This window comes from Chromatiales bacterium 21-64-14 (genome assembly GCA_002255365.1).
Lineage (GTDB): Bacteria > Pseudomonadota > Gammaproteobacteria > 21-64-14 > 21-64-14 > 21-64-14.
In genome coordinates this window covers 1-11,947 of record NCBI01000054.1, presented here as the reverse complement: position 1 = coordinate 11,947, position 11,947 = coordinate 1, and the positions used below count along the sequence as shown (strand labels likewise).

The following is an 11,947-nucleotide window of genomic DNA, read 5'->3' as shown; positions in this document are numbered from 1 at the left end:
GGGCATAGGAATAGTCGGTAGGCCGTGGAACCGGCGATACCGGGCGAGGATCTCGGGGAAGTCATTGGGTACCGGGATGGAGGCTTCCTTGCCGCCCTTGCCGCGTACGAGCCACCACCACTGTCCGCTCCTACGCTGCGTGAAGCTACCCATGGTATGCGTGGCGACCTCACTGACGCGCGCTCGTACTGTCCGCTCGGATGCCGACGTTGTTGCGTGTGGGAGGGCGGCGGATAGGTGGAGCCAGGGAGAGCGGGACGGCGGAAGCGGGAGACCGGCTGCGCCGGGGCGATGCCGGGCGGACCGGCTGGCGGGGCCAGGGTAGTGCAGGCTGCGGCGATACGCGAAGAGTTCGGCGCCCGGCGGCTTGCGCACGGTGGTTTATATCCGCCGTGATCTGGGCATCCCGAGGCACGCCCGTGCGCGTGAACGGCGTTCAGAATACCCGAGTATTGCAGTCTGATTTTGGCCCGCCTTACCGTTGACGGCAGAGGCACGGTATCAGTAGGTACCCCCGGAGCCAGGGGTGTACGAGATCCGCCGCCCGTGCGCCGGATCGCCACTGGGGATGTGCGCTATAATTTACATCAGCAGCATGCGCGAGGTGTGTACGCGCCTCGGCGATCATCCCCGGGGCTGAAGTGGCTACGCGTTGCCCCAAGCAGATGTATAGGACGGTGATTGCGCGTCTACGTTTGCGGGAGAATATTGTCGGACAGACATCTACAGAATAACGGTGAGAAAAACTACATAGAATGTATCGTGACCGCGTCACCGCCTATCGACTGCCGTAATATTCCGCGTCGAGCGAGTGGAAAAAGCTTGGAGCTAGGTGGATCGAGTTCGGTGCGTTAGATGCGCTGACCGGTGTGCACACGAAGGTGTCGCCTGAGCAAGACACGTTGCGAGTGTAGGGATCTGACAGAGAGAGTCGTATTCTGTGAACGTATTCACAACCTGATCTTCGCGACGGCCGGTAAGATAACCCTCCGGCGCGCTCTAACGTACCTCTAACGTACCCGAACGACCGAAGGCAACCGGCCCGGTAGCGGGGTTGCACCACGTGTACCGTCGCTTCCTCAGCCTCTTCGTCCCCACCATGCTCGTGCTGGGCGTCGTTTTGTACTTGCTCCATCGCATGCAAGCCCAGGATGTAGAACGCAAGCTTGGCTACGCGCAGTGGCGGGCCGTGTATAGCGCGCAGGGCGCCGTTGACAGCGCTCTCTCCGGTGTGGTCGCCGACCTCCGTTATCTCGCCGACCGCGCGGCCCTGAGCGGACCCCCGAGGCTGGAGGCAAGTACAGAGCGTCGGCATCTCGCCAACGACTACCTCGCGTTCGCCGCCCGCAAACGTGTCTATGATCAGATCCGATACCTGAATCGCGCCGGGCGGGAAGTGGTGCGGGTGAACTTCGACGGCGGACACCCGTCGATCGTTCCCGATGACCAGCTGCAGGATAAGTCGGGCCGCTACTACGTGCGGCGTGGTTTGGCGCTCAAGCCCGGTCAGATCTACGTCTCCGCGTTCGACCTCAATACGGAACACGGGAAGATCGAGCGCCCCTTCAAGCCCACCATCCGCTTTGTCGCCCCAGTAGTGGACGCGCACGCGGCCAAAAGGGGAATCGTCGTGTTCAACTATCTCGGAGCGGGCCTACTGGCTGCGGTTCAGCAGGAGATCGGGTTTGGTAATCAGATGTGGCTGGTCAACCGGCGGGGGTTCTGGCTCCATGGTCCAGTCCCGGCGGATGAATGGGGCTTCATGCTGTCCGACCGGCGTAGACGGACGATGGCGTACCGTTATCCGCGTGTTTGGCATACAGTCACCTCCAAGCAAGCGGGCGCATTACACACCCGTCGCGGCTGGTTTACCTTCATGCGTATTTCGCCCGAGACCGACGTGCCGCAGGGGCGTTATTGGATCGTCGTGTCCTATCTACCGCCCCGCGAAGTTGCTGCACATCTGGTGCCATTGCGTGACTGGTACCTGAAATTGTTCGGCGCCGCCACGCTGATCCTCGGCGCTACGGTATGGGCGTTCGCCCGCCTGATCGGACGCTGGCGCGAGGCGGAGACGGAGACAGGCCGGGCCCACAAGCGTTATGCCGACGTAATCAACAACCTGAACGTGGGCATATATCGCAAGACCGTTGGCTCGGAGGGGCGGTTTCTCGAGGTGAACGACGCGCTGGTGCAGATGTTTGAGGCCGGCTCACGCGCGGAGCTTATGAGTCATCCCGTGAGCGACCTGCACCTGGATCCGGCGGCGCGGCAGGCGTTCTCGGACCGGGTCATGGAGTTGGGTGCCGTGACGGGGGAGGAAATGGAGATGCGTACGTTGCACGGCCGCCGATTCTGGGCACGGCAGAGCGCGGTGGCCCGGGTCGACGGCACGACGGACGACGTGATCTTAGACGGAGTGATCGCCGATATCACCGCCCATCGCGACGCGGAGTTGGCGCTGCGCGACAGTGAGGCGCGTTTCCGGGGTCTCCTTGAAACGGCGCCGGACGGTATCGTGATCGTTAATCGAGAGGGCAGGATAGACTTGGTGAATTCCCAGGCGGAACAACTGTTCGGCTACTCACGCACTGAACTGGTGGGCTGTTTGGTGGAGCTCCTGGTTCCCGAGCGCCTACGCGGCGTTCACGTGCACCGCCGCACGGACTACTGGAAGCAGCCGGTGGCACGGTCCCTGGGTCAGCGGCGGGAGTTGTTCGCCCGACGCAGGGACGGAAGCGAGTTCCCGATCGAGGTGAGCCTGAGCCCCCATCTAACCGAAGCGGAACACGTAGTTGTAGCAAGCGTGCGCGACTTGACCGAACGGCGCAAGGCCGAGGTCGAGATCCGTAATCTAAACGCGGAACTGGGACGCCATGGTGCCGAATTGGAGGTCCTCAACAAGGAGCTGGAGTCATTCAGCTATTCCGTTTCCCATGACCTGCGCGCGCCCCTGCGCGCCATCGACGGGTTCAGCCAGGCCCTGCTGGAGGACTACGGACAGGCTCTCGATACCACGGCCCGCGATTATCTCCGACGCGTGCGTGCCGGCGTTCAGCGCATGGGAGAGCTGATCGACGACCTCCTGCGCCTGTCACGTGTGACGCGTGCCGAGCTGAATCGGGAGGCGGTGGACCTCTCGGCACTGGCCGGCGATGTGGTCAGTGAACTTTCCAGCGCCGATCCGGGGCGTCAAATCGAGTGTGCCATCGCGCCCGGGCTGCAGACGCAAGGCGACCGGCGTCTGCTACGCGTGGCGCTGAAGAACCTTCTGAGCAACGCGTGGAAGTTTACCGCCGGCCGCTCTGATGGGCGTGTGGAGTTTGGCGCCGAGCAGAACGACGGGGAACCCGTGTATTTCGTCCGGGATAACGGCGCCGGTTTCGACATGGCCTACGTCGACAAGCTGTTCGGGGCCTTCCAGCGCCTGCACGATGTGCGCGAGTTTCCCGGATCGGGGATCGGACTTGCCACCGTGAAGCGTGCGGTGCTGAAACATGGCGGTCGCGTCTGGGCCGAAGGCCGGGTGGGTTGCGGCGCGACCTTCTTCTTTACCCTATGACGGGGGATACAATGGACGACAGGATCATCCTTCTCGTGGAGGACAACCCCGATGACGAGGCACTCACGCTGCGGGCGTTCCGCAAGAACAACATCTGCAACCGGGTGGTGGTGGCCCGCGACGGGGTAGAGGCGCTGGACTATCTTCTCAAACTCTCCCCCGGCGCACCGGGGATGCCGGCCGTGGTCCTGCTGGACCTGAAGTTGCCCAAGGTGGACGGGCTGGAGGTGCTGCGCCGCATCCGCGCCCACGAGTCTATCCGCCTGCTTCCGGTGGTGATTCTCACCTCGTCGCGCGAAGAGCAGGATTTGGCGGCCAGCTACAGCCTGGGCGCCAACAGCTATGTGCGCAAGCCGGTGGACTTCGACCAGTTTCTGGAGGCGGCGCGCCAGCTCGGACTCTATTGGCTGCTTCTCAACGAGCCCCCTCCGGGCTAGGTGCACGTCCGGCGCGTCACAGGAGAATCGCAATGATCGAAACGCTGCAGGTGCTTGTCGTGGAGGATTCGGAGGACGACTGCGAACTGCTGCTGCGCGCGCTCCGGGCCGGGGGGTACGACCCACAGTGGGAACGCGTGGACAGCGCGCAATCTCTGAGCAGGGCACTGAAGATCGGACATTGGGATATCGTGCTGGCCGATTACACCATGCCAAGTTTTCGCGGCACGGACGCGCTGGCCATTATCCGCGAGCGGGATCCGGATACGCCGTTCATATTCGTCTCGGGCACCATCGGTGAGGAGGTGGCGGTGCAGGCCATGAGGGCAGGCGCTCAGGACTATATCATGAAAGGCAACCTAAAACGCCTCGTTCCCGCGGTCGATCGCGAGCTGCACGAGGCCGAGGTCCGGCGCGACCACGTACGGGTGGAGGCGGCGCAGCGCGTCGCCGAGGAACGCTTCCGAAACGTCCTAACCATGGCGCCGGATGCCGTTATCTGCATCGACGGGGGACAGCGCATCGTGACCTTCAATCGCGGGGCGGAGCAGATCTTTGGCTACAGGTGGGGCGAGGTTATCGACCAGCCGTTGGACATGCTGTTACCGGAGCGCTATCGCGGTGCTCATCAGGCGCATGTGGCGGAGTTCGGTCGTAGCACGCAGAGCGCACGTTCCATGGCCGAGCGCATGGAAGTGAGGGGGCTGCGCAAGAACGGACAGGAGTTCCCCGCCGAGGCCAGCATCTCGCGACTCACCGATGAGATTGGTACGACTTTCACGGTGATCTTGCGCGACATCACCGAACGCAAGCGCACCGAGCAAGAGCTGCGCCTATTGCAGACCACTATCCAGGCCGCAGGGCAGGCCAGTGACATGCATGCCGCGCTTGCGGTGGCACTGAACATGATCTGCCAAGCCACTGAGTGCGTGCTGGCCCAGGCCTGGGTTCCGTGCGCTGACGGGGGGACCCTGGAGTGCAGCCCGGCTTGGCACTGCAGCGTTCCGGGGGGGGAGGCCTTCCGCGCCACCAGTGTGAGCTGTGCCTATAAGGAGGGCGACGGGCTGCCGGGAAGAACCTGGGCCACGAGAGCGGTGCAGTGGACGGAGGACGCGGCACGCGAATTCGATCCGCACCGGGAGAAGGTGGCGCGCCAAGTTGGTCTAGGGGCCGCAGTAGGTGTTCCGGTACTGGCGGGCGAGAACGTGGTGGCGATCCTTGAGCTGTTCCCGGGGGAGGCGCGCGCGAAGGACGATAGGCTGGTTCATCTCCTGCGTGGTGTTGCAAGTCAGCTCGGGGCGGTTATCCAGCGCAAACGTGCGGAGGACCGCCTCAATTATTTGGCCCATTATGACGTAGTCACGGGACTGCCTAACCGTGTGCTGCTCGCTGACCGTTTGAAGCAGGCCATAGCGGAAGCCAACCGTCATCGCCGACCGCTGGGAGTAATGTTGCTGGATCTTGATCGTTTCAAGACCATCAACGACAGTCTGGGGCACGGCGTCGGCGACCTACTGCTCCAGCGCGTGGCCGAGCGGCTCGTGCGCTGCGTGCGCGAGGGCGACACGGTCGCCAGGCTTTCGGGCGATGAATTTACCATCCTGGTGGTGGACCTCGCGGGGGCGAATGATGCCATTCCCGTGGCGCGTAAGGTACTGGATGCCCTCGCCAAGCCTTTCCACGTCTCGGGTCACGAGCTGTTCGCGACCGGTAGCCTCGGCATGACGCTGTATCCGGCGGACGCAGATGATGCGGACGCTCTGCTGCGCAACGCCGACATCGCCATGTACCGCGCCAAGGAGCGGGGCGGCGACGGTTTCGAGTTTTTCTCCGCGGAAATGGGAGGCAAGGCAAACGAACGTCTGTCGATGGAGACCGCGCTGCGCCACGCATTGGACCACGACGAGTTCGTCCTGCACTATCAGCCTGTGGTGGATCTGGAAAGCGGCCGCATCCTCGGCGTCGAGGCGCTGGTCCGCTGGCGACACCCCAAACGCGGCTTGGTACCACCGCTGGAATTCATCCCCGTGGCGGAGGAGACGGGGCTCATTTCGCGCCTGGGAGATTGGGTACTTTCCGCCGCATGCCAGCAATATGCGGACTGGGGGCTGCCCGCCGGCACGGGGTTGCGACTGGCGGTAAACGTCTCTCCACCGCAATTCCAGGATCTCGACCTGCCGAGTCGTATCGTCGCCATTGCAAACCGCACCGGCTTCGATCTGTCGCTGCTGGAGCTCGAGATCACCGAAAGTTGTCTGATGCAGAACCGCGACAGCACCATTGCGGTACTCGAGAGGCTTAGCGCCATGCAGGTGCAGTTCGTGATCGACGACTTCGGAACCGGCTACTCGAACGTTTCTTATCTGAAAAGTCTGCCCATCGCGCGTGTGAAAATCGACCGGTCATTCATTCGCGACATTCCGCAGGATGCCAACGACGTGGCGCTCGCGAGCGCCATCATTTCTATGGCGCAGGCGCTGGGCCTGGAGGTGACCGCTGAGGGTGTGGAGACGCGGGCGCAGCTCAAGATGCTTAAGGACCGCCGATGCGGCGCGGGACAGGGGTTCCTCTTCAGCCGCCCCGTGCCGTCCGAGGAAGTCGCGCGCCTCCTCACGCAGGGTGACATCGATCTCGGTGGGAACGGCTGCTAAAATATGTCCGCAGGGCGTCGTAACAACGCGTCGTGCGGTCCCGGCCGCTACGGGTAGTACCAGCTGGTCTGGACCGGTTGAGACACACCCCAGAATGCGGGCCATCCGCGGTTGGCGAAATCCGATATTTTTGAGCCTCACCCTGAATCTTGGGCGAGAGCCACGGGCTGTGGTGTACGTTTGCGCATAGGTCGCCCCGAGCGTTTTGAGCCGGAAAAATTCCCGCGAGCCCGCGAGATGTTCCAAACAGCCGCTGGGGAACGTCGGGTTCACCCATTAACCGGTCTCAAAGCAAGAGCAAACGCCATCCAATGCCACTGCATGTTGTAGCGCTGAGGTTGGTTTTCTCACAACCTGGAGGTCAGGTCTGTCCGAATCCGTTTCCTCAGGTGCTGGCTACGGCATCGTGGATAGAGACACAATACTCACCTGCGTGCGCCAGCTAGCCCGCATTTCCCACCGAATAGGATTGAAAAAGGCCGTTTTCCCTGGCATAACACTTGCGCGAACAAGGGGTTATAGCTAAAAGGAAAGACGGCCTTATGAAGACAGAGTGTACAGCGGATCGGATGGAATTTCACGGTCTTGGCCGCCGTGTGGTGGTGGGGCGATTTGACGGTGGCCGGATCAGTTCAGACGGTGGTGGCTTGTTGCTGCGCGAGGTCGAGCAGCGCACACAGATTCTCAAGCGACTGGCCGTGTGTTTCACCGATTACCGGGACGCTGGGCAGGTAGAGCATTCGGTGGAGTCGCTGATCAAGCAACGGATGATGGGCTTGGCGCTGGGGTATGAAGACCTCAATGACCACGACCGTTTGTGCCATGATCCTCTGTTGGCGGTACTCAGTGACAAACGGGACGTATTGGGCAAGAGACGCAAACGAGATCAGGACAAGGGCTGCGCCCTGGCGGGCAAGAGCACGCTGAACCGTCTGGAGTTGACCTCGCGGGATGCCGATGCGGGGAGCCGATACAAGAAGATTGTGGCTGACCCCAGGGGCATGGATGACCCGAGCACTCCCGCCCAAACCGTGGGAGGCCGGCTCACTGCCCGGCGCCGGAGCCTTGGCGGGTCGGTCAAGGAGACCGCCAGACGCCTGGGGGTCGACGAAGGGGCGTGGGCGTCCTGGGAGGCGGGTAGGGACCACGCCTGGGCGGTGCCATCGGGTTAATCGCCGAACGCTTCCTCGGGCGGCCCGGGCACGCCGGTGCGCTGGGAGGGGTGAGGTTCCCCATCCCTTTGCCTGCGGGCACCTTAGGCATGTATTGTGAAGCGCGTAGCCCAGGGTGGGTTTACCGACGTTGGCGAGTCCCGAGAACCGTACTAATCTCCACCGGTAACACTGCCGAGCAAGGGGTGTCGCGGCGATGACGGCGGATGCCGAGTGCGATAGTGGCGACCAGGGTCGCCGGGATGGGGAAGAGCGGCACGAAGCCCGATCCGCGGCTGGGAACGGATCATCGGGCCGGCGGGCGGCGCCACATCGCCACCTTTGGGGGCTGCGCGCACGCCTGCTCCTGTTGGTAGGCGTTGCGGTTCTGCCGGCGCTTGGCGTCATTGGGTACACGGCACGCCGGGAACACCTCCAGGCCACCGAGGCCGCGCAGGGCCAAGCCATGGACGTGGCCCAACACATAAGCCTTCGCGAGGCGCAACGGATTCGCCAAACCCATCAGCTACTGGCATTTCTCGCCGGTCTGCCCCAAGTGCGCTCGGCGTCTCCCGCCCGCTGCGATCGGCTCCTCGCGGGTCTCCTCGCCCACACGACCCAATATGCCAATTTCGCCCTCATCGCGCCGGACGCGCGCGTGCTTTGTAGTGCGGTGGGATTGCGCCACCCCGTAGACCCGGCGCGGGGAGCATTTTTTCAACGGGCGCTCAAGACGCACACGTTCTCGCTCGGCAACTATCAAATCGGCCAGATGACGGGGCTACCCGTCCTGGTGGCCGCCTACCCGCTCCTCGACCCCCAGGGTCGGGTGACGGCACTGCTGATTGCCGCGCTGAAGCTCGACTGGCTCGACGCGTTATCCGACAACGACCACCTGCCTGCCGGCGCGACGCTGACCGTGCTCGACCCCACCGGCCAAGTACTCTTCCACTACCCCCACGGCCAACGGTGGTCGGGAAAGGCACTGGCCAATACCCCACTCGGACGCGTTCCCAACGCGCCCGCGGGAGACGGGGTCGTCCACACCCGAGGTCCGGATGGCGTGTCCCGTCTCTATGCGTTTTCACGGGTCCGCCACCTCGGTAGTGCCCACGACTTGCACGTCATCGTGGGGATTCCCGCGAAGATCGCCTACGCGCAGGTCTATCAGACGACGCGGCGCGAACTCTTACTCCTGGCGTTGACCACGGCAGTGGTGTTTATGCTGGCGTGGCTTGGGGGCAGCGTTTTCGTGCTGCAACCCGTGCGCGCCTTGCTTGCGGCTACCCGGCGCCTGGCGACCGGCGATCTCACTGCCCGTACGCATGCCGTGCGCGGGGGCAGCGAGCTCGGAGAACTGGCCGCCGATTTTGATGAAATGGCCGCCGCGCTCGAGCGGCGTACCGTGGAAATCCTGGCGCAACATCGGCGGGTCGAGCGCCTCAATCGGGTCTACAGGGTATTGAGTGGCATCAACAGCGCGCTGCTGCGGATTCGCGAGCGCGAGGCGCTGCTCACCGAAGCCTGCCGCGTCGCGGTCGATCAGGGGGGTTTTCGTCTTGCCTGGATCGGGATGGTGGATCCAGAGAGCGGGGACGTTGTGCCCAAGGCCTGGGCTGGAAGCGGTCAGGACTACGTCAAGGGGATCCGGATTTCGATGCGGGAGGATGTCCCGGAGGGCGGCGGCCCCATCGGTCGCGCGCTGCGTTCCAGAACATACATGGTATGCAACGATATCGAGCAGGACGCCCGCATGGCGCCGTGGCGCGAGCTTGCACGTGCGGGTGGCTTGCGCTCCGTGGCGGCCTTTCCGCTTCAGGTGCAACAGCGCGTCATCGGGGCCCTGGCGTTGTACGCCGGTGAGCCGGGGTTTTTCGACCCCGAGGAGATCCACCTGTTGGAGGAGCTCGCCGCCGACACCGGGCTCGGGCTCGAGTATAGCGAGCAGGAACGACAGCTTCGTCATCTTGCCTACTACGATCCGCTCACCGGGCTCGCCAACCGGGCGCTATTCTACGACCGGATCGGACAGGCGCTTGCCAGGGGACGGCGCTCCGGCGGACGCACGGCGGTCTTCGCGATCGACCTGGTTCAGTTCCGCAAAGTCTCGGACACCCTCGGCCGACACGCCGGCGACCAGGCGCTGTGCGAGATCGGTGCGCGGCTCACCGGCGTGGTTCGCACGAGCGACACGGTGGCCCGCTTTGGAACGCATACCGTCGCGCGCCTGGGCGGCGATGAGTTTGCCCTGCTCCTGGCCGACATCAATCACCCGCACGAGGTCGACATTATCGTGCAGCGCGCCCTCGCGGCCATCCGGCGCCCTGTGGCTATCGAGGCGCAGACGGTGGTGCTCGACGCCCGGATCGGGATCGCGCTTGGACCGGAGGACGGCAAGGACCCCGAGGCGCTGCTCGCCCACGCCGAACTCGCGTTGCACTCGATACCGGCAGCGGACGAGGAGCAGATCCGTTTCTACGCCCCGGACATGAACGTCAGGACCCAGGAGCGCCACGCACTCGAACAGGCCCTGCGCCTAGCCATCGAGCGCAATGAATTCTTGCTCCACTATCAGCCCCAGGTGGAGTTGGCCCAGGGGAGGATCGTGGGCGCTGAGGCGCTGCTGCGCTGGCGGCATCCGGAAAAGGGTTTGGTCTCCCCGGCGGCGTTCGTGCCCCTTCTAGAGGACACGGGCCTCATCAGTGTCGTCGGGGACTGGGTGCTGCGCACTGCGTGCGCCCAGCAGGTCGTATGGAAGGAGACGACCGGCGTCGCCGTCAAGATGGCGGTCAACGTGTCGGCGCGCCAATTTCAGGACTCGAACCTTCCCGCGCGGGTGGACGAGATCGTGGCCGAAACGGGCATCGAGCCGCGCAACCTGGAGCTGGAGATCACGGAGAACGTCTACATGGGGAACGCGGCCCGTACCGTCGATGCACTGCGCGCGTTCAAGGCGTCGGGGGTCCACCTGTCCATCGACGATTTCGGGACCGGGTACTCTTCGCTAGGGTACCTGCGGAGGTTCCCGGTGGACATGCTCAAGATCGATCAATCGTTCGTACAGGACATGGCCGGCGATCCGGACAGCTTTCTGATCGCGCGCTCGGTGGTGGCGATCGCCCATGGGCTCGGCATGCGGGTGATCGCGGAGGGGGTGGAGACGGCGGGACAGATGCGGTTATTGGCGCGCGAGGGCTGCGATGAGGTGCAGGGGTACTTCTTCAGCAAGCCCGTTCCTGCTGAGGAATTCTGTGAACGCCTGCGAGCCGGAGCACGGTTTGCGTTTCCGGAGCCGGCCTACGGGGACCTGGCGACAATCCTGGTCGTGGGCAGCGGGCCCGACGTCGTGGCGGCACTTGGGCGGGTCCTGGACCCGGGTGAGTACCGGATCGTGACCGCGGGCAATATGGAGGGGGCCTTCGAGGCACTCGCCGCACAGGACGTGGCAGTCGTTTTCACGGGCGAGGAGGTCTTCGGGACCATCGGGGAGGCGTTCATGCGTCGAGTCCGGGGGATCTATCCAAACACGGCGCGCATCATGCTGGTTCGGGATACCGCCCGCCGGAGCACTACTGAGTCCGTCGGCCAGGATCCAGTGGCCGAATACATCCAACTACCGTTGGATGAGGACCACCTGCGCATCCGGCTCCGGGAGGCCGTGCACCAGCGACTTGAGCCGCCGGGCACACCAGTACGACGGCCATAAATCTCTCTCTCCGACCGTGTATTCGCCTTGGAATTGACGGACCAAGAGTTGGGAATCGGACCGGCAGATGATCCGCCTCGCCCCATGGGCGACTGCCAGCTCCAGGCACCGGTAGAAGGCAACAAGCACGTAGGCGGGGACTGCGATCCAGATTTGCCATGTCTGGGGTGCGTGGCGCCCGACCCGATCGTGGCCCGGCGCTACCGCCAGGCGGCGCTTGCCACCCCCGGCGGTACCCGGATGAGGAGCGTTCAGTTCTCGCGGGTCCGCTCGAAATTAAAGAACCGTGGAAATCCTGTTTGACCGCCCTAAGTTTGCACCTATAGACATAGTCTATAGGCGAATGCCACTGAGTTTAGCCGCAGCGGTATAGCGACATTGATGTAACGGATTGAAATTTAATGAGAAGGCTGGCCACCGAGACTGGTACGATGTTGTTA

At 63.7% G+C, this 11,947-nt stretch carries 5 protein-coding genes; all 5 read left to right on the top strand.

The window, feature by feature from the left end:
* The first annotated feature begins 1,054 nt into the window (after nt 1-1,054).
* The 5 genes from B7Z66_14605 to B7Z66_14585 all read left to right on the top strand — a co-directional run bounded on the left by B7Z66_14605 (nt 1,055) and on the right by B7Z66_14585 (nt 11,507).
* Nucleotides 1,055-3,562: a hypothetical protein gene (locus B7Z66_14605; GenBank protein OYV74981.1), complete on the top strand. Its 2,508-nt coding sequence runs from the start codon at nt 1,055-1,057 to the stop codon at nt 3,560-3,562.
* An 11-nt stretch (nt 3,563-3,573) separates the two neighbouring features.
* Nucleotides 3,574-3,999, top strand: a complete 426-nt coding sequence (locus tag B7Z66_14600; GenBank protein OYV74980.1) for a two-component system response regulator — start codon at nt 3,574-3,576, stop codon at nt 3,997-3,999.
* A 32-nt stretch (nt 4,000-4,031) separates the two neighbouring features.
* Nucleotides 4,032-6,650, top strand: a complete 2,619-nt coding sequence (locus tag B7Z66_14595) for a hypothetical protein (protein OYV74979.1) — start codon at nt 4,032-4,034, stop codon at nt 6,648-6,650.
* A 542-nt stretch (nt 6,651-7,192) separates the two neighbouring features.
* The gene (locus tag B7Z66_14590; GenBank protein ID OYV74978.1) at nt 7,193-7,822 is read left to right on the top strand and encodes a hypothetical protein; all 630 of its coding nucleotides are present in this window, start codon (nt 7,193-7,195) and stop codon (nt 7,820-7,822) included.
* A gap of 196 nt (nt 7,823-8,018) precedes the next feature.
* Nucleotides 8,019-11,507: a hypothetical protein gene (locus B7Z66_14585; GenBank protein ID OYV74977.1), complete on the top strand. Its 3,489-nt coding sequence runs from the start codon at nt 8,019-8,021 to the stop codon at nt 11,505-11,507.
* The last annotated feature ends 440 nt before the right edge of the window (nt 11,508-11,947 follow it).

Excerpts from the sequence above, each read along its gene's own strand:
- B7Z66_14590 (OYV74978.1), top strand. The coding sequence starts at position 7,193 with ATGAAGACAGAGTGTACAGCGGATCGGATGGAATTTCACGGTCTTGGC.
- B7Z66_14600 (OYV74980.1), top strand. The coding sequence starts at position 3,574 with ATGGACGACAGGATCATCCTTCTCGTGGAGGACAACCCCGATGACGAG.
- B7Z66_14595 (OYV74979.1), top strand. The coding sequence starts at position 4,032 with ATGATCGAAACGCTGCAGGTGCTTGTCGTGGAGGATTCGGAGGACGAC.
- B7Z66_14585 (OYV74977.1), top strand. The coding sequence starts at position 8,019 with ATGACGGCGGATGCCGAGTGCGATAGTGGCGACCAGGGTCGCCGGGAT.